16 protein-coding genes are annotated in these 22,562 nt (G+C 72.9%); 9 read left to right on the forward strand and 7 right to left on the reverse strand.

Going from position 1 to position 22,562, the window contains the following annotated elements:
* Positions 1-120: 120 nt before the first annotated feature.
* Positions 121-681, forward strand: coding sequence for a hypothetical protein (locus ACIPW5_RS07930; RefSeq protein ID WP_401241857.1), 561 nt, complete (start codon positions 121-123; stop codon positions 679-681).
* A gap of 34 nt (positions 682-715) precedes the next feature.
* On the opposite strand, the gene ACIPW5_RS07935 is transcribed toward ACIPW5_RS07930, so the two are convergent.
* Positions 716-2,548: a BTAD domain-containing putative transcriptional regulator gene (locus tag ACIPW5_RS07935; RefSeq protein ID WP_401241860.1), complete on the reverse strand. Its 1,833-nt coding sequence runs from the start codon at positions 2,546-2,548 to the stop codon at positions 716-718.
* A gap of 133 nt (positions 2,549-2,681) precedes the next feature.
* Positions 2,682-3,131, reverse strand: a complete 450-nt coding sequence (locus ACIPW5_RS07940; protein ID WP_042802011.1) for an Lrp/AsnC family transcriptional regulator — start codon at positions 3,129-3,131, stop codon at positions 2,682-2,684.
* A gap of 115 nt (positions 3,132-3,246) precedes the next feature.
* Here ACIPW5_RS07940 and ACIPW5_RS07945 point away from each other — a divergent pair, with 115 nt between their 5' ends.
* The gene (locus ACIPW5_RS07945; RefSeq protein WP_401241863.1) at positions 3,247-4,248 is read left to right on the forward strand and encodes an asparaginase; all 1,002 of its coding nucleotides are present in this window, start codon (positions 3,247-3,249) and stop codon (positions 4,246-4,248) included.
* A 70-nt stretch (positions 4,249-4,318) separates the two neighbouring features.
* Positions 4,319-7,570: an NACHT domain-containing protein gene (locus ACIPW5_RS07950; protein WP_401241864.1), complete on the forward strand. Its 3,252-nt coding sequence runs from the start codon at positions 4,319-4,321 to the stop codon at positions 7,568-7,570.
* Between the two features lie 33 nt (positions 7,571-7,603).
* On the opposite strand, the gene meaB is transcribed toward ACIPW5_RS07950, so the two are convergent.
* The 4 genes from meaB to ACIPW5_RS07970 are packed head-to-tail and all read right to left on the reverse strand — an operon-like array spanning position 7,604 to position 13,943.
* A complete protein-coding gene (meaB, locus tag ACIPW5_RS07955) occupies positions 7,604-8,590 on the reverse strand; it encodes a methylmalonyl Co-A mutase-associated GTPase MeaB (RefSeq protein WP_401241867.1) in 987 nt (328 codons plus the stop codon).
* 12 nt (positions 8,591-8,602) lie between these two features.
* Positions 8,603-10,804: a methylmalonyl-CoA mutase gene (scpA, locus tag ACIPW5_RS07960; protein ID WP_401241868.1), complete on the reverse strand. Its 2,202-nt coding sequence runs from the start codon at positions 10,802-10,804 to the stop codon at positions 8,603-8,605.
* A complete protein-coding gene (locus ACIPW5_RS07965; RefSeq protein WP_401241871.1) occupies positions 10,801-12,672 on the reverse strand; it encodes a methylmalonyl-CoA mutase family protein in 1,872 nt (623 codons plus the stop codon). Before ACIPW5_RS07965 ends, scpA begins: the two co-directional genes overlap by 4 nt.
* Before the next feature lie 20 nt (positions 12,673-12,692).
* On the reverse strand, positions 12,693-13,943 hold the full coding sequence (locus ACIPW5_RS07970) for an ROK family protein (protein WP_401241873.1): 1,251 nt from the start codon (positions 13,941-13,943) through the stop codon (positions 12,693-12,695).
* Positions 13,944-15,778: 1,835 nt separating this feature from the next.
* Between ACIPW5_RS07970 and ACIPW5_RS07975 the strand changes: the two genes are divergently transcribed.
* The 6 genes from ACIPW5_RS07975 to ACIPW5_RS08000 are packed head-to-tail and all read left to right on the forward strand — an operon-like array spanning position 15,779 to position 21,491.
* Positions 15,779-16,714, forward strand: coding sequence for a TauD/TfdA dioxygenase family protein (locus tag ACIPW5_RS07975; protein ID WP_401241874.1), 936 nt, complete (start codon positions 15,779-15,781; stop codon positions 16,712-16,714).
* A 26-nt stretch (positions 16,715-16,740) separates the two neighbouring features.
* Entirely contained in the window at positions 16,741-17,286 is a 546-nt protein-coding gene (gene ssuE, locus ACIPW5_RS07980) for an NADPH-dependent FMN reductase (protein ID WP_401241876.1), read from the forward strand.
* Between the two features lie 14 nt (positions 17,287-17,300).
* On the forward strand, positions 17,301-18,344 hold the full coding sequence (locus ACIPW5_RS07985) for an ABC transporter substrate-binding protein (protein ID WP_401241878.1): 1,044 nt from the start codon (positions 17,301-17,303) through the stop codon (positions 18,342-18,344).
* 6 nt (positions 18,345-18,350) lie between these two features.
* A complete protein-coding gene (locus ACIPW5_RS07990) occupies positions 18,351-19,166 on the forward strand; it encodes an ABC transporter ATP-binding protein (protein WP_401241880.1) in 816 nt (271 codons plus the stop codon).
* Positions 19,163-20,110, forward strand: a complete 948-nt coding sequence (locus tag ACIPW5_RS07995) for an ABC transporter permease (protein ID WP_401241883.1) — start codon at positions 19,163-19,165, stop codon at positions 20,108-20,110. The genes ACIPW5_RS07990 and ACIPW5_RS07995 overlap by 4 nt, the downstream gene beginning before the upstream one ends.
* A gap of 49 nt (positions 20,111-20,159) precedes the next feature.
* The gene (locus tag ACIPW5_RS08000; RefSeq protein WP_401241886.1) at positions 20,160-21,491 is read left to right on the forward strand and encodes an LLM class flavin-dependent oxidoreductase; all 1,332 of its coding nucleotides are present in this window, start codon (positions 20,160-20,162) and stop codon (positions 21,489-21,491) included.
* Between the two features lie 93 nt (positions 21,492-21,584).
* On the opposite strand, the gene ACIPW5_RS08005 is transcribed toward ACIPW5_RS08000, so the two are convergent.
* Positions 21,585-22,505 carry an NADP-dependent oxidoreductase gene (locus ACIPW5_RS08005; RefSeq protein ID WP_401241888.1) on the reverse strand — a complete coding sequence of 307 codons (921 nt, stop codon included), beginning with the start codon at positions 22,503-22,505 and terminating at the stop codon, positions 21,585-21,587.
* Between the last annotated feature and the right edge of the window lie 57 nt (positions 22,506-22,562).

Consider the following 22,562-nt stretch of genomic DNA (forward strand, 5'->3'; position numbering starts at 1 on the left):
GCACCGCACCCGCAGCGCATCCGTACCGCCCCTCAGGCACCCGTCCCTGCGCCCGTCCACGCGCCCCGCCCCACCCGACCGCCCCGGTACCGCCTCAGCGAAAGAAAGGCCCGCAGCGCCATGACCATCGAGTCCTTCTTCCCCGTGGAAGAGCTGATCGCCGCCAGCCCCCGCCCCGGCCACCCGGCCCCCCAGGCCCCGGCCGGCACCCGGCTTCTGGGCCTGACCGCCCAGGACCTGGACGACTACTTCACGCAGATCGCGGAGGCCGTCGAGCAGGACGACCCGGGCCCGGCCGCGCGCGGCGGCTGGGAGGAGCGGGAGCGTCTGCGCTTCTCCACCTGGGTCCGCCGGGTCTACGAACACCCGCTCTCACCCGCCGTCTTCGCGCTCCCGGTCACCGGGCTCATCCGCGAGGTCCAGCGGGGCCAGGCCGCCGAACTCGCCTTCCGCATCGACGTGGGCCGGGCCCGGGCGAAGGCCGCGAAGCCCTCCGCCGAGGTCCGGGCCACCGCCGCCGTCGCGTCGGCCTGGGCCATCGCCGCCGACGCCCTCGCCCGGTCACCGCGCCCGCCGCGCGAGCGGGTGGTCGGCGACGTCTGGACGATCGTCCGGGAGACCATCGAACCCGCCCTGCGGCCGGCCGGCACCTTCCGGCCGCGCTCCCACAGCTCCTGGTGAGCGCCGCACCGTAGGTGCCCGGCCCGCCGCACGGTCACCGCGCGGCGGAGGGGAAGGCGTCGCGCGTGGTCAGCGAGGCCGCCAGCAGCCGCACCAGGTCGTTGCACCGGTACAGCGGCCTGCCCTGGGCGTCCAGCCCGGACAGCTCCATGAGGGCGCCGTCCACCAGGGCGTCCAGGGCGGCCTCCGCCTCCTCCTCCGCCGAGCCGAGCACCAGCGCCGCGTACTGGGCGGAGAACGGCTCCCCGTCCCAGTCGGCGAGCCCGGTCAGCGTGGCCAGCTCGGGGCCGCCCACCCGGCGCACGCAGTGCACCAGCGCCTCGCGGACGCTGACGTCCCCGTACGCCAGCTCGGCCAGCCGGCCGTCCGGATCGGCCAGCCGGGCCGCCAGCCGGGCCACCGGCCAGTGCGGCCGCGCCGCCAGCCGGGCCCCGGTCACCGACAGGGCCAGCGGCAGCCCCGCGCAGTACGCGACCAGGTCGTCGGCCGCGTCCGGATCCGCCTCCAGCCGGTCCCGGCCCACCAGCGAGGCCAGCAGCTCCATCGCCTCGTCGTCGTCGACCGGGGTCAGCGCGGTGGTGTCCGCGCCCGCCACCCGCGCCAGCCGGGCCTGACTGGTGATCAGCACCGCCGCCTCCGGTCCGCCCGGCAGCAGCGGCGCCACCTGCCGGTCGCCCACCGCCCCGTCCAGGACCAGCAGCAGCCGGGCGCCCGAGGTCCGGGTCCGGTACAGCCGCACCAGCTCCTCCAGGTCCTGCGCGGCGGCCGCCGGCGGCGGCTCCCCGAGGGCCCGCAGCAGCCGCACCAGCACCTCGGCGGGTTCCTTGGGGGCGCCGTCCGGATGGCACAGCTCCACGTACAGCTGCCCGTCCGGGAACCGTGCGGCACAGTCCTGGGCCGCGCGCACCGCGAGCGCCGTCTTGCCCACCCCGGCCATGCCGGTGATCAGCAGCCGGCGCGGGCGGCCGTCCTCCCGGGTCAGCCGCTCGCGCAGCGCGGCCAGTTCGGCCCCCCGGCCGGTGAACTCCCCGTAGGGCGCCGGCAGGGTCGAGGGCGCGGACCGCCCCGCGGGAGCCGCCGCGGCCGCCGGAGCGCCCTCCGCGCCGGACGCCCGGGGCGCGGCCGAGGCCAGGCCCAGTCCGCCGCCGAGCACCGCCTGGTAGGTGGAGCCCAGCGCCTCGCCCGGGTCCACGCCCAGCTGGTCGGCGAGGACCGCGCGCCCCTCGTAGTAGGTGTGCAGCGCGTCGGCCTGCCGCCCGCAGCGGTACAGGGCCGTCATCAGCTGGGCGCGCAGCCGTTCCCGTACGGGGTGCTCGGCGACCAGCCCGGTCAGCTCGGCGGTCACCTGCTCGTGCCGCCCGACGGCCAGGTCGGCCTCGATCCGGCTCTCCAGCGCGATCATCCGCGCCTCTTCCAGCGGGGGCAGCTCCGCCTCGATCATCTGCTCGGTCGCGTTGGCCAGCGCGGTGCCCCGCCACAGGTCCAGCGCGTCGCGCAGCAGCGCCCCGGCCTCCTCGAAGCGCCGGTCGGCGAGGGCCTCGCGGCCCAGCCGGTCGAGCCGGGCGAACTCGGTCAGGTCGATCCACGCCCCGGGCGCCCGCAGCACGTAGCCGGGCTGGCGCCGGACGATCTCGATCTCCTCGCCGAGGTGCTTGCGCAGCCTCGACATGTACGTGTAGATCTGCGCGCTCGCCGTGGCCGGCGGGTCCCACCCCCACAGGAGCGCGCTGAGCCGTGCATCGGAGACCACGCGCCCCTCGGACAGCAGCAGCGCGGCGAGCACCGTGTGCACCTTCGAACCGGAGAGCGGGATCGTAGCGCCGCCTCCCCGTTTGGCCTCGATCGGCCCGAGCAGCCGGAAGTCCATGCGGCACCCCCTTCTGGTGTGAGCATCCGTTCTGGATTCCAGAAGCTATGCGGGGGCCTTATTGGAGGGTTATCGCTCGCCGTGCGCCTCCCGGCCCGCGGTGATATCCGCAGGCCGCAGTGGTGGCGCCGGCTCACACGGGCAGGCCCGTGGGGTCCTTGACGCGCTTCATGATGATCTGGGAGTTGACCTCGGTGACCCCTTCGAGCGCCGTCAGCCGCTCGATCCACAGCCGCTCGTACGCACGCAGGTCCGCGACGGCGATGCGCAGCAGGCAGCCGGGGCTGCCGAACAGGCGGTAGGCCTCCACCACGTCGGGGATGTCCTGGAGCGCCGCCTCGAAGGCCTCGACGGCGTCCCGGTCCCGGCGCACCTCCACCGACACCAGCACTTCGAAGCCGCGGCCCACCGCCTCCGGGTCGATCACCGCGCGGTACCCCTGGATCACCCCGTCCTGCTCCAGCTGCCGCACCCGGCGCATGCAGGGGGAGGGGGTCAGGCCCACGCGCTGGGCGAGCTCCTGGTTGCTGAGCCGGCCGTCACGCTGGAGCTCGCGCAAGATTTCACGGTCGATCGCGTCCATCGCGCAATTATCACCCAGCCTTTGTTACGGCCGGGCCCGAACACGCAATCGCATTGCGCGTAGATCTCACTATCATTGCCCCCTCCAGAAAATCTGTACGAAGGAAAGGGTGACCATGGGCCGCATCGTCGTCATCAGCACCGGCGGGACGATAGCCAGCCGGTGGATGGGCTCGGGCTTCGCCGCTGAGGCGGACGGCCGCGAGGTCATGGCCACCGCACCGCTGCCCGAGGGCGTCAGCGTCGAGGTCGTCGACCTGTTCAGCGTGAACAGCCCCCGCCTCACCACCGCCCACCAGCTGACCCTGCTGCGCACCGTCCACGAGGTCCTCGCCGACCCCGGCGTCGACGGCATCGTCGTCACCCACGGCACCGACACCCTGGAGGAGTCGGCCTTCCTGGTCGACCTGCACCACCACGACCCGCGCAGCGTCGTCTTCACCGGCTCCCAGCTCCCCATGGGCTCCGCCGACGGCGACGGCCCCGGCAACCTCTACGACGCCCTCCTCACCGCCGCGACCACGCGCGGGCTGGGCGTCCTGATCACCTTCGCCGGCCGGGTGCACGCCGCCCGCGGCACCGTGAAGACCCAGGCCGTGGCCCTGGACGCGTTCGCGGACCCCTCGAAGGAACTCCTCGGCAAGATCGGCTTCGGCAAGGTCGCCGTACTCCGCCAGCCCGAGCGCCCGGCCCCGCTCGCCCTGCCCGCCATGCCGGAGCTCCCGCCGCGCGTCGACATGGTCATGCACCACTCCGACGCCGACCCGCTGCTGCTGAACGCCGCCGTCGAGGCCGGCGCCCAGGGCATCGTCCTCATCGGCACCGGCGCGGGCAACGCCACCCCCGAGATCGTCGAAGCCGTACGGGCCGCCGTCGCCCGGGGCGTCCTCGTCGCCCTGACCACCCGGGTCGCCGCCGGCCCGGTCACCGAGATCTACACGCACGGCGGCGCGGTCGACCTCGTCGCCGCCGGAGCCGTACCCACCGGCACCCTCCGCGCCGGCCAGGCCCGCATCGCCGTCCTCGCGGCCCTCCTGTCCGCCACCGACCCCGCCACCCGCACCCGGACGCTGCGCGCCGCCCTCGGCACGCCGGACCCGGTGCTGGTCGACGCGTAGTTTCCCGGCGGGCCGCGCCCCGGGCCCCATAGGATCCCCGCAACGGACAGGACGTCGCGGGGGGACGGACATGGAGCCCGGAATCATCGGCACACGGCTGGCGTCGGCGGCCATCGGCCCGCTCGTCAGGAAACTCTTCGTCAGCGAAGGCCCCGGCGCGGGCCTGGTCGACAAGCCGGTCCGCATCTCCGGGCACGTCTCCTTCACCGGCGAGAAGCGCACCCTGACCGACGCCGACCTGCGCACCCTGGCGGGCAAACTGGTCCGCCAGGCCCTGCGCACGGGCGAACGCCCCATCGCCGCCGACGAACAACAGGCCGTCACGGACGCCCTCGCCACCACGCTGCACGCCCTCGGCGACCTCACGATCACCGACGTGGACGCGGTCAGGCTCGGCGCGGCCGCCTTCGCCCGCGCGCTACGGGACGTCGCCGGCCGTCCGCAGCGCGAACTGACATCGGACGCCACCTACTTCTACGAGCGCCTGCTCGACTCCGCCTGCCTGCACATCCTGCACTTCTTCACGCAACGCTCGACCTTCGTCCCCCACGCCCTGGTGTCCCAGACCCGGGGCATCGCCGAGCTCACGGCCAAGGTCGACGAACTCATCCGCCGCGACCCCCTCCCGGGGGCGGAGGACGCCGCGTTCGAGGAGCAGTACCTCCCGTACGTGGCCCGCAGGCACGCGAAGCTCACCATCTACGGCATCGACCTGGGCAACACCCCGAACCGGTGGCCGCTGGACGCGGCGTACCTGAGTCTGGAGGCGGCCAGGCCGTGGAAGCCGGGGGAGCTGCCCGAGGGCTGGACCGTCGACGAGACGGACGACAGCGTCCGCGCCACTGGCGACAGCATCAAGGCCCTGGAGAACCTGAGGAAGTACCTGCACACCGTCGCCACGCAACCGGCCGACCAGGCCCTCGCCAACACTCCTCGGGTCCTGCTGCGCGGGGAGGCCGGTTCCGGCAAGACCACCCTCGTCCAGTGGCTGGCCGTCGCCGCCGCCCGGCAGGACCTCCCGCCGCAGATGGCGTACCTGGACGACCGCATCCCCTTCGTTCTGCCCCTGCGCACCCTGACCCGCCACGGCGAACGGCTCCCCGAGCCACGGGATTTCCTCACCGCCGCCGGCTGCCCGCTGGGCGGGAGCCAGCCCGACGGCTGGGCGCACCGGGTGCTCGCCACCGGCCGGGGCCTGGTCCTGATCGACGGCATCGACGAGGTCCCCGAACGCGAACGCGAACGCGCCCGCACCTGGCTGCGGGACCTCATGGACCTGTACGACGGCGACAACCGCTGGCTCGTCACCTCCCGCCCCTCCGCCGTCGGCATGGACTGGCTGGAGGAGGAAGGCTTCACCGAGATGACCCTCTCGGCCATGGGCCCCGCCGAGATCGCCACCTTCATCAGGCGCTGGCACGCCGCGGCCCGCCAGGGCACCGACAAGGACACTGAGCTGGAGGCGTACGAGAGCCAGCTACTCAGCGCCGTACGCCTCAAGCCCGACCTCGGCCGACTCGCCACGAACCCCCTGATGTGCGGCCTCATCTGCGCCCTCCACCGCGACCGGCGGGGCTACCTCCCCCACGGCCGCAAGGACCTCTACGAGGCGGCGCTGTCCATGCTGCTCAGCCGCCGCGACCGCGAACGGGACATGCGCCTCCCGGACCTCCGCGAGGAGCCGCAGCTCGACCTGCTCCAGCGCCTCGCGTACTGGCTGATCAAGAACGGCCGTACGGAGATGGACCGTTCACGGGCCGAGGACATCATCGCCCGGGCCCTGCCCGCCGTCCCGGAGGCGGCCGCCCTGGGCGAGGCCCCGGTGGTCTTCGAGCACTTCCTCCAGCGCAGCGGCCTGCTCCGCGAACCGGCCCCCGGCACGGTGGACTTCGTCCACCGCACCTTCCAGGACTTCCTCGGTGCACGAGCCGCCGTGGAAGACGGCGACTTCGGGCTGCTTACCGCCCACGCCGACGACGACCAGTGGGAGGACGTCATCCGGATGGCGGTCGCCCTAGCCCGCCCGGCCGAACGCGTGACGATCTTCCGCGACCTGCTCGCCCTGGGGGACGGCTCCTCCCACCGCCGCACCCAGGCACGGGTCTACCTCCTGGCGGCGGCCTGCCTGGAACAAGCGACCAGACTCGCGCCCGAGACGCGTGCGGAGGTAGAGGCCCGCACAGCGACACTCATTCCGCCGAGCGGGTACGAGGAAGCACGCGCCCTGGCAGAAGTCGGCCCGCTGATCCTGGACCTCCTCCCCGGACCTGAGGGGCTCGACGGCGACCCCGCGCACCACGTGGTGATCGCGGCCTCGCACGTTGCGTCGGAAGCTGCCGTCCCCTTCCTTGCGCGGTTTGCGAGGCACGCATCCGTTAATGTTCGCTCCCAGCTCGTTTGGGCCTGGTCACGCTTCGGCAGCGCTGCGTACGCAGACGCGGTCATTGCCGGCCTTGACCCGACGGATCTCATGTACACCGTGCAGTCCGACGAACAGCTCTCCGAACTGGAACGCCTGGGAGTGCGGCCCGACAGACTGGACGTCAGGAGCAATGTGTCCGGGGAAGCGCTGGCGGCGTTCATCGGCCGGTGCAGCCCTTCGGTCATTTTGCTCAACGGCGCCACATTGCATGACCTGGACTTCCTCAGAGGGCAGGCCGCTCTGGAATCTCTCTCCATCAGGGGCTGCCGAGAGCTGGCGAACTTCTCGGGTCTGAACGGGCTACCGCTCCGCCATCTGGTGATCGAAACCCCCAGAGCGGATCCGGACCTGCGTGCGATCTCAGGGCTGAGCAAGCTGGAATCGCTCCGGGTCGATGGTCCCGTCGCGATGACCTGGACGGCCGAGGAGCTGCCTGGAGACGCTCCGCTCGACGAACTGATCATCTCGGGTGAGCCCGGACCCACGTTCGCACTGCGGGGGCTCGGGGCGGTGCCTCATCTTCGGCGGCTGGTTCTCAACCCCCCATCCTTGCCGACTACGACAGCGGAGTGGCAGGAAATCCTTGCCTTGCCCGTGACTTCCCTCTCGGTGTCCGCTGCCTCGCTGACCACCCTCCCGGCAGATGCCGTGCTGGCGGCCGTCACCAATCTGATCCTCGAAGGCGGAGACGCAGAGGTTGATCAGGCGGCCATTCGGCGGCTTTCCGTGACCTTTCCGGGTCTGGAAGTGCTCTACTTCTTCCGTGACTTGATGACGGCGGGCGAGCTCGACATCGCGCCGCTGGTCGCGTTGCCGGCACTGCAGCAGGTCATTCTCGGGATGGACCCTCACAAGGTCCGGAACGCATTCCTGCTTCCACTGTCTGTGGAGTTGAGGTGAGGGGCAGGTGCCCCTCACCTCAGGCCGCCCCGATCAACTCCCCCCGAACGCTCCCAGGATCCGGTCCGCCGCCGACGTCGGCGTGACCGTGCCCGCCCGGACGGCCGCTTCCAGGGAAGGGGCCAGCTCCCGTACCGCCGGGTCGGAGCGGAGGCGTTCCAGGAGTTCGTCGCGGACCATCGACCAGGTCCACTCCACCTGCTGCGCAGCCCGCTTTGCCGCCAGCCGGCCGCCCGTCTCCAGGACCGTCCGGTGCTGCTCCAGGCGGTTCCAGACCTCGTCCAGGCCCGCCGACTCCCGCGCGCTGCACGTCAGCACCGGCGGGGTCCACGCCGCGTCCGCCGGGTGCATCAGGCGCAGCGCACCCGACAGCTCCCGGGCGGCGGCCTTCGCGTCGCGCTCGTGCGGGCCGTCCGCCTTGTTCACCGCGAGGACGTCCGCCAGTTCCAGGACACCCTTCTTGATGCCCTGGAGCTGGTCGCCCGTACGGGCCAGGGAGAGGAGGAGGAAGGAGTCGACCATGCCCGCGACCGTGGTCTCCGACTGGCCGACGCCCACCGTCTCGACGAGGACCACGTCGTAGCCCGCCGCCTCCATCACGATCATCGACTCGCGCGTGGCCTTCGCGACCCCGCCCAGCGTCCCCGCGGAGGGGGAGGGCCGGACGAAGGCCGCCGGGTCGACCGCGAGCCGCTCCATCCTCGTCTTGTCACCCAGGATGGAGCCGCCCGTACGGGTCGAGGACGGGTCCACCGCCAGGACGGCGACCCGGTGCCCCAGACCCGTCAGCATCGAGCCGAACGCGTCGATGAAGGTGGACTTGCCCACCCCCGGCACCCCACTGATGCCGATCCGGCGCGCCCTGCCCGTGTGCGGCAGGAGCTCCGTCAGCAGCCGCTGGGCCAGGGCGCGGTGGTCCGCCCGGGTGGACTCGACGAGGGTGATGGCGCGCGCGATGTGCGCGCGCTTCCCGTCGAGCACGCCCTTCGCGTACACGTCGATGTCGATCTTCGGGGGCATACCCGGCGCCGCCTACAGCTCGTGGCCCAGTTCCGCGGCCAGCCGCGTCACCAGGTCGTGGGCCGCGTCCGGAATGACCGTGCCCGGCGGGAACACCGCCGTCGCGCCCATCTCCAGCAGCGTCGGGACGTCGGCCGGCGGGATCACCCCGCCCACCACGATCATGATGTCCTCGCGCCCCTCCTCCGCCAGCTGCTCGCGCAGCGCCGGTACGAGGGTCAGGTGGCCGGCCGCCAGCGACGAGACGCCCACCACGTGGACGTCCGCCTCGACGGCCTGACGGGCCACCTCCGCCGGAGTCTGGAACAGCGGGCCGACGTCCACGTCGAAGCCCAGGTCGGCGAAGGCCGTCGCGATGACCTTCTGACCGCGGTCGTGGCCGTCCTGGCCCATCTTCGCGACCAGAATGCGCGGACGGCGGCCCTCCGCCTCCTCGAACCGGTCGACGAGCGCACGGGTGCGCTCCACGGACGGGGACTCGCCTGCTTCGGTGCGGTACACACCCGAGATCGTACGGATCTGGCTCGCGTGCCGCCCGTACACCTTCTCCAGTGCATCCGAGATCTCACCGACCGTGGCCTTGGCCCGCGCCGCGTCCACCGCCAGCGCCAGCAGGTTGCCCTCCAGGCCCTGGCCCGCGCCGCGCTCCGCCGCGTTCGTCAGCGCCCGCAGCGCGTCCTGCGTGCGCGCCTCGTCGCGCTCCTCGCGCAGCCGCCGCAGCTTGGCGATCTGCTGCGCGCGCACCGAGGAGTTGTCCACCACGAGGACGTCGATCTGCTCGTCGTTCTCCACCCGGTACTTGTTCACGCCGATCACCGGCTGCCGGCCCGAGTCGATCCGCGCCTGCGTACGGGCCGCGGCCTCCTCCACGCGCAGCTTCGGGATGCCCGCGTCGATGGCCTGCGCCATGCCGCCGGCCGCCTCGACCTCCTGGATGTGCTGCCAGGCCCGGCGCGCCAGGTCGTACGTCAGCTTCTCCACGTACGCGCTGCCGCCCCACGGGTCGATCGACCGGCAGGTCCCCGACTCCTGCTGGAGCAGCAGCTGGGTGTTGCGGGCGATCCGCGCCGAGAAGTCCGTCGGCAGCGCGAGGGCCTCGTCGAGGGCGTTGGTGTGCAGCGACTGGGTGTGGCCCTGGGTGGCCGCCATCGCCTCGATGCACGTGCGAGTGACGTTGTTGAAGACGTCCTGCGCCGTCAGCGACCAGCCCGAGGTCTGCGAATGCGTGCGCAGGGAAAGGGACTTCGCGTTCTTCGGGTCGAACTGCTTGACCAGCTTCGCCCACAGCAGGCGCGCCGCGCGCAGCTTCGCGACCTCCATGAAGAAGTTCATGCCGATCGCCCAGAAGAACGACAGGCGCGGCGCGAACGCGTCCACGTCCAGCCCGGCACCCCGGCCGGCCCGCAGGTACTCCACACCGTCCGCGAGGGTGTACGCCAGCTCCAGGTCGGCCGTGGCCCCCGCCTCCTGGATGTGGTACCCGGAGATCGAGATGGAGTTGTACCGCGGCATCTTCTGCGAGGTGAACGAGAAGATGTCCGAGATGATCCGCATCGAGGGCTTCGGCGGATAGATGTAGGTGTTGCGGACCATGAACTCCTTGAGGATGTCGTTCTGGATGGTCCCGGCCAGCTTGTCGGGGGAGACGCCCTGCTCCTCCGCCGCCACGATGTACAGCGCGAGGACCGGCAGCACCGCGCCGTTCATCGTCATCGACACCGACATCCGGTCCAGCGGGATCCCGTCGAACAGCTGCCGCATGTCGTAGATCGAGTCGATCGCCACGCCCGCCATGCCCACGTCGCCCGTCACGCGCGGGTGGTCACTGTCGTAGCCGCGGTGCGTCGGCAGGTCGAAGGCCACCGACAGGCCCTTCTGGCCCGACGCCAGATTGCGCCGGTAGAAGGCGTTCGACTCCTCGGCCGTGGAGAAGCCGGCGTACTGCCGGATCGTCCAGGGCTGGTTCACGTACATCGTCGGGTACGGGCCGCGCAGGTACGGGGCCACACCCGGGTAGGTCCGCAGGAAGTCCAGGCCCTCCAGGTCCCGGCCCGTGTACAGCGGCTGCACGCCGATGCCCTCGGGCGTCTCCCACAGCAGGTCGGCGGGGGTGGCGCCGGTGGACTCCTTCACCGCGGCACGCCACTGGTCCTCGGTGGCGCCCCGCGGGGCCGAGCCGAGGGCGAGCTCGGAGAAATCGGGGATGCTGCTCACTGCGCGACTCCCATCCGGTCGAGTACGGAGGACAGCACGGCGACCGCGTCGCAGCCGGCGAACACGTACGCGTCCACGGCGTCGGCACAGGTGCCGGGCTTGCCCGCGAGGAACACGGTCGTCGCACCGGCCCCGTGCAGGGCGTCGGCCACCGCCGCACCCTGCTCCTCGTACAGTGCGTCACCCGAACAGAGCACCGCGACGCCGTCCGCGCCGCTCGCCGCGTACGCCTCCGCGGCGTTCGCCGCGTCGACCGACACCGGGTCGTGCACGGGCTCGATGCCGCCCGCCTGGAAGAGGTTCGAGGCGAAGGTGGCCCGCGCGGTGTGCGCGGAGGCCGGGCCGAGGGCGGCCAGGAAGATCCGCGGCCGGCTGCCGGTGGCCTCCAGGTGCGCGTCGCTGCGGGCGCGCAGCGCCTCGTACGCCTCGTCGCGCCGCACCCGCAACAGACCGCCGGACGGGGCGGCCGGGGCCGCCTCGCGGACCAGGGGCTTCTCCGACAGCAGGGGGAACTCGCTGACCCCGGTCACCGGTTCGCGGCGGGTCGCCAGCTTCTTCGAGCGCGCCGCCCAGGTGGCCGCCAGCCGCTCCGCGACCAGACCGGAGCGCAGCGCGGCGGCCTGGCCGCCCGCACGCTCGACGGTCTGGAAGAACTCCCAGGCCGCGTGGGCGAGTTCGTCGGTGAGCTGCTCCACGTAGGAGGAGCCGCCGGCCGGGTCGATCACCCGGGCCAGGTGCGACTCCTCCAGGAGGATGGTGGAGGTGTTGCGGGCGATGCGCCGGGCGAAGGCGTCCGGCAGGCCCACTTCGGCGTCGAACGGGAGCACGGTGACGGAGTCCGCGCCGCCCACGCCGGCCGCCATGCAGGCGATGGTGGTCCGCAGCATGTTCACCCACGGGTCGCGGCGGGTCATCATCACCGGCGACGTGACGGCGTGCTGCCGCTGCGCCCCCGCCTCCGGGGTGCCGCAGGCCTCGGCGATCCGGGCCCACAGGCGCCGGGCCGCGCGCAGCTTGGCGATCGTCAGGAACTGGTCGGCGGTCGCCGCGTAGCGGAACTCCAGCTGCCCGAAGGCGGCTTCGGTGCCGAGACCGGCCTCGCCGTCGGTGAGGGCGCGCAGGTAGGCGACCCCGGTGGCCAGCGACAGGCCGAGCTCCTCGGCCGCCGAGCCGCCGGCCTCGTGGTACGGCAGGGCGTCGACGGTCAGCGCGCGCACGCCCGGCCAGGAGGCGGCCGCCTCGCGGGCGATCTCGACGGCGGGAGCGGTGTCCAGGGCCTCGCCGGTGCGGGCCTCGTGGCCCAGCGGGTCGATGCCGAGCGCGGCGCGGGCGGCCTCGGGGGCCACCTCGCGCTCCGCGTACAGGGCGAGCAACGCGCGTGCGGCGTCGGCGTATTCGGCGCCGGCGTCGAGGGTGACCGGGGCCAGGTCGAGGTAGACGTCCTGCAGGGCGCGGCCCAGGTCCCCGGCGGGGACGCCCAGCCGGCCGACGGTCAGCCAGAGGGAGGTGGTGCCGTTCTCCAGGTCGGCGAGGGCCGCCTCGTTGACCCGTACCGGATCACTGCCCGCGATGCGCTGGCGCACGTCCCAGCCCGAGGCGCTGCCGCCCTCGGGGGTGCCGCCCCGTACGAAGGGCGCGAACCCCGGGAAACCGGTGTCGGGGCCGTCCGCGTCGGGGCGCGCCGTGTACAGCGGGCGGGTGATGAGCCCGTCCTCGAGCTTGGTGGACAGTGCTGCTTCCGCTGCCTCGCCGGTGACTTCCTTGCCCGACTTGCGCAGGACGCCCTCGACGAGGCGTTGCCACTGCTCATGTGTCGCGTCAGGAAACTCGGCGGCCAGGGAGAGCCCGTCGTCAGGCAGGACCGTCATGGCTCGAATGCTAGGGGCGGCTACTCACCGGTTGCCATAACCACCGGATGTGATCTCCCCCTCTCAGATGAGCTGGGGGACCGGGGGTGGGGGCCGCCCGGGGGCGGGGCCGCCGGATCCCGGAACAGGGGGCCCAGTAGGACCGTCGCGGCGGCCTGCGGGAGGACGGCCGGGCCAGCGTGCGGGGCGACGATCCGCGCGGGGTCGTCGCACACGCGGGACCGCTCCAGGGCGGCGGCGCGGATCTCGTCCAGGTACTCGTCGTGCAGGACGCTGGAGAGCTCCGTGACGACCATGACCGCCGGGTTGAACACGTCGAGGAGGAGCGCCGCGGCCCGCCCTACGTCCCGGGCGCGCTCGCGCAGCAGCCGGTCCGCGCGCGGGTCGCCGGTCGCCGCGGCGTCGGCCAGGAGGGGGACCGAGGGGTCGGGGAGGATGCCCCGGCGCACGGCCTCGATGCCGAGCGCGGTGTCCGAGGCGGCCGCCTGGAGGCACCCCGTACGGCCGCACGCGCAGGCGGCGCCGGATCCGGGCACGGGGAGGTGGGCGACGTCGCCGGCGGCGGAGCCCGGGCCCTGGTGGACGGTGCCCTCGATGCCGAACGCGGCGTCGACGACGTTGCCGATGAACAGGTGGACGAGGCTGCGGCGGGCCGCCGGGTGCCCGAACAGGATTTCGGCGGCGGCGACCGCCCGGGCGTGGTTGTCGACCCGTACGGGGAGCCCGAGGGCGGCGCCGAGCTCGTCGGCGAGCGGGCGGTCGTGCCAGTCGAGCGCGGGATGGCGCACGACGGTCCCGGTGTCGGGGCGGACCCAGCCGCCGAGCGCCGCGCCGAGGCCGAGGAGGGGGCGGCCGGTGTCGGACTCGCGCAGGAAGGCGCGGAGTCCGGCGGCGATGTACGCGGGGTCGTTCCGCCCGGCGTGGTGGGGGAGGGCGCGGCGGGCCAGGGTCCGGCCGCGCAGGTCGACGATGCTGAAGGTGGAGGCGGGCACCCCGATGTGCAGCCCGGCGGCGACCGGCCCGCCGACCGCGCCGGTGTGCAGGTCCAGCGGCACCCGCGGCCGCCCGGACCCGCCGTGCGCCGGGGGCCCGGGCAGCTCGCGCAGCAGCCCGGCCCGCAGCAGCCCGGTGGCCTGCCGCGACACCGCGGCGGGACTGAGTCCGCACAGGGCGGAGATCCCGCTGCGGGCGACGGGCCCGTGGTCCAGCACGGTCCGCAACACGGCGGCGGCATTGGCGGCACCCCGGCTGTCGCCGGCTGTTCTCGTCATGCCCTGATGATGCCGGGGGAGCGGGGAGGTCTTCGTACGGGCCCGCCATCGCCCCCGCGAGGGGGTGGGGGCGGGTCGGCGGCTGCCCACCCGCCTCCCGGGGTGCGGGTGGGTGCGTACGTGGCACCGTGCGGCGGTGGGGTGACCTGCTGGCGGTGGTCGGCCCGGGCGGTGTCCGCCGTGGGCGGTTCGGGGTGCGGTGGGCGCGGGGCGTGGAGGCGGGGGAGTGCCGTCGGCCTTCGGGTGCGGGCGGGCTCTGGTTGTGGGGCGGGGTTGGGTGAGCGGTACCACCCTGGACCGGATCAGAGAAGGTTTGGGGGTTTCCCGGCAGTCCATCGTCCTTCCGTGTCGTGCCGGCCTGTCAAGGGCGCTCCCTTCGGTCGCGTCGCTTCGCGATGGCCTTCGGCCACCCTTGACAGACCGACCCGCCCCGGAAAGCCGAAAGACTGCCGGGAAGCCCCCAAAAGAACGGTCACGGGGAGAAGGAGCAGGGACGGGCCCGTCAGTGACGAGACGACGGGTCGGGGGCCGCCCTGCCGGGCATCGAGCCCCATGCCCAGGCCCCCGCGCCAGGGGCGCGGCCAGGACGCAGCAGATCGCTACGCGCTCCTCCTATCTCAGCGTCCAGCGACCGCCCTGGGCTGATACCTGCACCAAAAGTCGATCAGAGCAGGCCAGGGATCCGACAGGCGCGACAGATCGCTACGCGCTCCCCATTTCTCGGCGTCCGGCGGCCGTCCTGGGCTGGTCACAGCACACAGCAGGCCTGCACGCCGTCTTTTCTCGCCCGTCCCAGCCCCAGACGGCCGCCGGACGCCGAAACGGGAGAAGCGCGTAGCGATCTGACGCGCCCGCGCGCATCCTGGCCCGTTCTGATCGACTTTTGGTGCAGGTATCAGCCCCAGGCGGTCGCCGGACGCCAAGCAAGGAGGAGCGCGTAGCGATCTGTCGCGCCTGTCGGCTCCCTGGCCTGCTCTGATCGACTTTTCGTGCAGTTAGCCGCGCCCCTGGCCCCGGAAGGGGGATGTGGGGCCCGGATGACAGGCCGGCCAGGGCCCGGCCCGTCGTCTCGTCACTGACGGGCCCGTCCCTCTGTCGTCTGCCCGGTGACCGTTTCTTTGGGGGTTTCCCGGCAGTCTTTCGGCTTTCCGGTTCGTGCCGGTCGGTCAAGGGTCGCCGTAGGCGATCGCGTAGCGACGCGACGAAGGAGCGCCCTTGAGGGACCGGTGCGAACCGGAAGGACGATGGACTGACGGGAAGCCCCCTACCTTCCCTGAGGCCGCCCGGCCAGGACCCCGACCTCCCCGGCCCCGCCCGCCGTCGTCACTGCCCGCCGTCGTCACCGGCCTCCCCGGCCCCGACCCACCCCCCACCCCCGCCCCCGGGCGACATGGCGGGGGCGTTGCGGGGCCGTGAAATCCGGCCAGGGGTTTTCGGCCGTTCCGTGGGGGGAAGTTGCAGGTCAGGGGGCTTGTGGTGGGGGTTTGGCGGGGGGTGGGGCGGGGGTTGACCCCGTGCGGCGGCGCTGACAGGCTCCGAGCCATGACCGCGAACGCGTACCCCGCCCCGCGGCTCCACACCTCCGGCCCCTGTCATGCGCCGGGCCAGTGTCCGGGCCGCTGTCCGGCCCTTCCCGGGGCCTGAGACCCCGACCTTTCGGCCCCCGGCCCCCGGCCCCCGGCCGCCCCGCACCCCCGCCGCGTGATCGCCGCCGGGGCCCGGGGTGCAGCCCCGGCCGTTCCCGCCCCGTTGCTCCGTTCCGGCTCGTACCACCGGTCCCGGGACAGTGCCGCGCCCATTTCTTCCGCTGCGGAAATAAATACCGAGGAGTTCTGATGACCACTGTCACCGCCACCACCGTCACGAAGATCGGCGGCCGCATCGGCGCCGAGATCGGCGGCGTCCGCCTCGGCGGCGAGCTCGCCGCCGAGACCGTCGCCGAGGTCAGGTCCGCCCTGCTCGCCCACAAGGTCGTCTTCTTCCGCGACCAGGACCACCTCGACGAGGACTCCCACGAGGCCTTCGCCCGGCTGCTCGGGACGCCCGTCGCGCACCCCACCGTGCCCTCCGCGGACGGCCGGTACGCCCTCGGCATCGACTCCCACCACGGGGCCCGCGCCAACCAGTGGCACACCGACGTGACCTTCGTCCCGGCCTACCCCGCCTTCTCGATCCTGCGGGCCGTCACCATCCCCCCGTACGGCGGCAACACGCTCTGGGCCAACACCGCCACCGCCTACTCCCACCTGCCCGAGCCGCTGCGGGAGCTCGCCGACGGGCTGCGCGCCGTGCACTCCAACGAGTACGACTACGCGGCCCTGAAGCCGGACGCCCTCCCCGAGGCCCTCGCCCAGTACCGGGAGGTGTTCACCTCCACCAAGTTCCTCACCGAGCACCCGCTGGTCCGCGTCCACCCCGAGACCGGTGAGCGGACCCTGCTCCTCGGCAACTTCGTGCAGCGGATCCAGGGCCTGACCGGCCGGGACTCGCGCGCCCTGGTGGACCTCTTCCAGGCCCACATCGAGAGCCCCGAGAACACCGTGCGGTGGCAGTGGCGCGCCGGTGACGTCGCGATCTGGGACAACCGCGCCACTCAGCACTACGGCGTCGACGACTCCGACGACCACGAGCGCACCCTGCGCCGCGTCACCGTCGACGGCGACGTCCCCGTCGGGCCCGACGGGGAGCCCTCCCGGCTGATCAGCCCCGAGAGCGTTCCCGAGCCGTCCTTCGGCATCGCCTCCGGAGCCTCGGCCCCGACCGCCGTCTGACCGACCGCCCCAGAACGGAGTACGCCGTGCCGTCCAAGCTGCTCGCCCTCACCGGCAGCCCCTCCGCCCACTCCCGTACCGAGGTCGTCGCGGACCACGTGCTGCGGCGCCTGGCCCACGCCGGGTTCGAGACCGCGCACCTGTCCGTACGCACCCTCCCCGCCGCCGACCTGCTGTCCGCCCGGCGCGGCGAGCCGGAGATCCGCCGCGCCCTGGAGGCCGTCGCCGAAGCCGACGGCCTGGTGATCGCGACGCCGGTCTACAAGGCCTCGTACACCGGACTGCTCAAGGCCTTCCTCGACCTGCTCCCGCAGGACGGCCTGGCCGGCAAGACGATCCTGCCGCTGGCCACCGGCGGCAGCCTCGCCCACGTCCTGACCATCGACTACGCCCTGCGTCCGGTGCTCGCCGCCCTCGGGGCCCGGCACGTCACCGCCGGGCGGTTCGTCCTGGACTCCTCCGTCGAGCGCGGAGCGGGCCCGGACCGGCTGCGCCCCGAGGCGGAGCTCGACCTCTTCCAGGCCGTCGACGAGTTCGCCGACGCGCTCCCCGCCCTCACCACCGTCCCGTAACCCAAGGAACCGTCATGTCCGCAGCACCCACCACGGCCACCCGTTCCCGGCGCCAGTTCCTGACCCTGCTCGGCATCTCGGCGGCCGCGGTGAGCTGCGGGACGGCCACCGCCTCCGGAGGCGGCTCCGGCCGCTCCGGCGGCCAGGTCACCACGCTCAAGTACCAGGGCAGCGTGGGCGCCGTCACCCTCGCCGAGCTGGCCGCCGACCTCGGCTACCTGGGGAACCTGAAGCTGGAATGGGTCGGCAACACCATCAGCGGCCCGCAGGACATCCAGTCCGCCGCCACCGGCCAGATCCACTTCGGCGGCGCCTTCAACGGGGCGATCGTCAAGCTCGCCTCCAGCAAGGCCCCCATCACGTCCGTCATCTCCTACTACGGGGTCGACCAGGAGGCCTTCAGCGGCTACTACGTCCTGGAGGACAGTCCGATCCGCTCGGCCCGCGACCTGCTCGGCAAGAAGGTCGGCATGAACACCCTGGGCGCGCACTCCCAGGCCCTCCTGGACATCTACCTGAGCCGCAACGGGATATCGAAGGCGGATTCCGCCAAGGTCGAGGCCCTCGTCGTGCCGCCGGTGAACACCGAGCAGGTGCTGCGGCAGAAGCAGATCGAGGTCGGGGTGCTGGGCGGCGTACTGCGGGACAAGGCGCTCGCCGCCGGCGGGATCAGACCGCTGTTCAGCGACTTCGAGCTGCTCGGCAAGTTCAGCGCCGGCTCGTACGTGATGACGAAGCAGTTCGTGAAGGACAACCCGGACACCGTCCGCACCTTCGTCTCCGGGGTCGGCAAGGCCATCGAGTGGTCGCGCACCACCCCGCGCGAGGAGGTCATCGCCCGCCAGACCGAGATCGTCAAGAAGCGCGGCCGCAACGAGGACACCGCCACCCTCCAGTACTGGCGCTCCTACGGGGTCGCCGGGCAGTACGGGCGGATCGAGGACAAGGAGTTCCAGCTGTGGCTGGACTGGCTCGGCGAGCGGGGCGAGATCAAGCCCGGTCAGCTGAAGGCCGCCGACCTGTACACGAACGAGTTCAACGTCCAGGGGAAGGGCTGAACCGGCATGGCGAAGATCGTGTTCGAGTCCGTCACCAAGACCTTCCCGGTCAAGGGGGGAGGGGGCGAGTTCACCGCGCTCGACGGCATCGACCTGGAGATCGCGGCGGGTGAGTTCCTGGTCGTCGTCGGTCCCAGCGGCTGCGGCAAGTCCACCCTCCTGGACCTCCTCGGCGGCCTGACCCGGCCCACGTCCGGCCGCATCCTGCTCGACGGCGAGCCCGTCACCGGGCCGGGGCTGGACCGGGGCATCGTCTTCCAGCAGTACGCACTCCTGCCCTGGCGCACCGCGCTCGGCAACGTCGAGTTCGGCCTGGAGGCCACCGGCGTACCGCGCCGGCAGCGGGCGGCGAAGGCCCGCGAGTTCCTGGAACTGGTGGGGCTCGGCGGGTTCGAGGACCGGCACCCGCACGAGCTCTCCGGCGGGATGCGCCAGCGGGTCGCGATCGCCCGCTCGCTGGCGTACGACCCGGACGTGCTGCTGATGGACGAGCCCTTCGCCGCACTGGACGCGCAGACCCGCGAGTCCCTCCAGGACGAGCTGCGGCGCATCTGGCAGCGGACCGGCAAGACGGTCGTCTTCATCACGCACGGCATCGAGGAGGCCGTGTACCTCGGACAGCGGGTGGCGGTGATCACCTCCCGGCCGGGCCGGGTCAAGGAGGTGGTCCCGGTCTCGCTCGGGGACCGGCTCACCGGGGCCACCGGCGAGGACCTGCGCTCCAGCCCGGAGTTCGCCCGCTACCGCCACGAGATCTGGAGCCTGCTCCACGACGAGGTGGCCCGCGCCCAGCAACTGGAGAAGGAAGAGGCCGCCGCATGAGCACCGACGCACCCGCACCCGCCACCGCCACCGCCCTCGCCGGGTCCGAAGAGCGGGCGACGGTACCGCGCGGCCGGACCGGCACCCTCGATCCCGCCGGGCCGGCCCCGGTACGGGACGCGCCGCGGAAGGCGGCGGCCCCCGCCGCGCCGGCCGTCCGCCGGCCGGGCCGGGGGGTCCCCGTACTGCGGTGGCTGCGGGCCGGGCTGCTGCGGTCGGCGGCGATTCTCGCGCTGCTCGCGCTGTGGGAGACCGCACCCCGGCTCGGGCTGGTCGACGCCACCTTCCTGCCCCCGGTCAGCGAGGTGGCCCGGGCCTGGTGGGAGCTGCTCGGCGACGGCCAGCTCGGCGAGCACGTCGGGGCCAGCCTCACCCGGTCCTTCGGCGGCTTCGCCATCGCCGTCGCGGTGGCGGTCCCGCTCGGGCTCCTGATCGGCTGGTACCGGCCCGTCGCGGCGTTCCTCGGCCCGCTGCTGGAGCTGTTCCGCAACACGGCGGCCCTCGCGCTGCTCCCCGTCTTCGTCCTGCTCCTCGGCATCGGGGAGACCTCGAAGGTGTCGATCGTCGTCTACGCCTGCGTCTGGCCGATCCTGCTGAACACGATCAGCGCCGTCGGCAACGCCGATCCCACGCTGGTCCGGCTGGCCCGGTCGATGGACCTGTCCACGCCCAGGCTCTTCCAGAAGGTGATCCTGCCGGCCTCCGTCCCGGCCATCTTCACGGGCATCCGGCTGGCCGGGGCCGTGTCGATCCTGGTCCTGGTGGCCGCCGAGATGATCGGCGCCAAGGCGGGCCTCGGCTACCTGATCAACGCCTCGCAGTTCAACTTCGCCATTCCGCAGATGTACGCGGGGATCGTCACGATCTCGGCGATCGGCGTGGCCTTCAACCAGGTCCTCGTGGCGATCGAACGCCGCCTCAGCCTCTGGCGCGTCCCCGCCTGACCCCCGGGCCCCGCGCCCCTTCCCCGCCCGCCCGACCCAGGGAACCGACATGCCCGCACCCCGTACGCTCCACCTCAACGCCTTCCTGATGAACGCAGGCCACCACGACGCCGCCTGGCGGCACCCGGCCAGCAGCCCCGAGCGCGTCACCGACGTGCGCTACTTCCAGGAGCTGGCCCGCACCGCCGAGCGCGGACGGCTGGACTCGATCTTCTTCGCGGACGGCGTGGCCCTGTGGGGCAAGGCCCGGTACAACGCCCTCGGCGGCTTCGAGCCGCTCACCCTGCTCGCGGCGATCGCCGCCGTCACCGAGCACATCGGCCTGATCGCCACCGTCTCCACCACCTTCAACGAGCCCTACAACCTGGCCCGCAAGTTCGCCTCGCTCGACCACATCAGCGGCGGCCGCGCCGGCTGGAACATCGTCACCTCCGGCACCCTCGACGAGGCCCGCAACTTCAACCGCGAGGAGCACCTGGAGCACGGGCTCCGCTACGACCGGGCCCGCGAGTTCCTCGACGTCGCCACCAAGCTCTGGGACAGCTGGGAGGACGACGCGATCGTCCTCGACAAGGAGCGCGGCGTCTACGCCGACATCGACAAGCTCCACCCCGCCGCGCACCGGGGCGAGTACTTCGGTGTCGCGGGACCGCTCAACGTGCCCCGTTCCCCGCAGGGGTACCCGCTGCTCGTGCAGGCCGGTTCGTCCGAGTCCGGCAAGGAGTTCGCGGCCCAGTACGCGGAGGCGGTCTTCACCGCGCAGCAGACCCTCGCCGACGGCCAGACCTTCTACAAGGACCTCAAGTCCCGGCTCGCCCGGTACGGCCGCACCGAGGACGAGCTGCTCGTCCTGCCCGGGATCGCCCCCGTCATCGGCTCGACCGAGGCCGAGGCGAAGGCCCTGGAGCGGGAGCTCACCGAGCTCCAGGTCCCGGAGTACGGGCTCGCCCAGCTGTCCGGGATGCTGGGGACCGACCTGACCGGTGCCGATCTCGACGGCCCGCTGCCGGAGCTCCCCGAGGAGCGGGACATCAACGGCAACAAGAGCCGGTTCACGCTCGTCGCCGAGCTCGCCCGCCGCGACGGGCTCACCCTGCGGGAGCTGATCGCCCGCCTCGGAGCCGGCCGCGGCCACCGCGTCTTCGCCGGGACCCCCGAGCAGATCGCGGACCAGCTGGAGGAGTGGTTCACCCGGGGCGCCGCCGACGGCTTCAACATCATGGCGCCCGTCCTGCCCACCGGCCTGACCGACTTCGTCGACCAGGTCGTGCCGATCCTCCAGGACCGCGGCCTGTTCCGCACCGAGTACACGGGGCGCACCCTGCGCGAGAACTACGGGCTCGCCCGTCCGGTGAACCGGTACGCGCAGGCCCGCGCCTGAGGGGCCCCGACAGCCGGGCCCGCGGCCGCCGGAGTTCCGTACTCCGGCGGCCGCCGCACGCCCTCGGAGGGCGAGGGCCGGGGCGAGGACCCGTCAGAGGGTGAGGACGATCTTGCCGCGGGTGCGGCCCGCGGCGCTGAGCTCCCAGGCCTTCGCGGCCTCGGCGAGCGGCAGCGCGTGCTCGACGTTGACCGTGAGGCCGCCCGCGTCGGCGAGTTCCGCCAGGAACGTCAGGTCGGCGGTGTCCGGGCGCACCCACAGCTGGTGCGCGCCCTTGGCGGCGGCCTCGTAGTCGGCGATGGAGACCACCCGGCCGCGCTCCTTGACGAGCGACTGGAGGATCTCCACGGCGCCGTCGCCGAAGAAGTCCAGCCCGGCGTCGACGCCTTCGGGGGCGAGCGCGCGGATCCGGTCCGCGAGGCCGTCCCCGTACAGCACGGGCTCGGCGCCCAGCGAGCGCAGGTAGTCGTGGTTGTGCGCGCCGGCCGTGCCGATGACGCGCAGGCCGAGCGCGACGGCGATCTGCACGCCGAAGGAGCCGGTGCCGCCCGCCGCGGAGTGGATGACGACGGTCTCGCCGGCCTTGAGGCCCACGCGGGTGAGGGACTGGTACGCGGTGAGGCCGGCCAGCGGGATGCCCGCGGCCTGCTCGAAGCTCAGGGAGCGCGGCTTGCGGGCCAGCGTCCGGACGGGGGCCGAGACGAGTTCGGCGTAGGTGCCGAGCTCGACCCACTCCTTGCGGACGTACCCGTACACCTCGTCGCCGACGGCGAAGTCGAAGGTGTCGGGGCCGACGGCCTCGACGACTCCGGCCACGTCCCAGCCGGGTATGACGGGGTGGCGGACTTCGAGGATCGGGTCGAGGTATCCGGCGGCGAGCTTCCAGTCCACGGGGTTGACCCCGGCGGCCCTGACCCGGATCAGGACCTCCCCCGGCCCGACCTTGGGCTCGGGTGCCTCAACGAGCTCGAGCCGGGAGGGGGTTCCGTAGCTGCTGTACGTGATTGCCTTCATGTACGCCACAACGGATCAGGTCGGGGCGGGAATTCCGGGTGGGAAACCCGGTTCGAG

The organism is Streptomyces sp. NPDC090077 (genome assembly GCF_044747545.1).
Classification (GTDB): domain Bacteria; phylum Actinomycetota; class Actinomycetes; order Streptomycetales; family Streptomycetaceae; genus Streptomyces.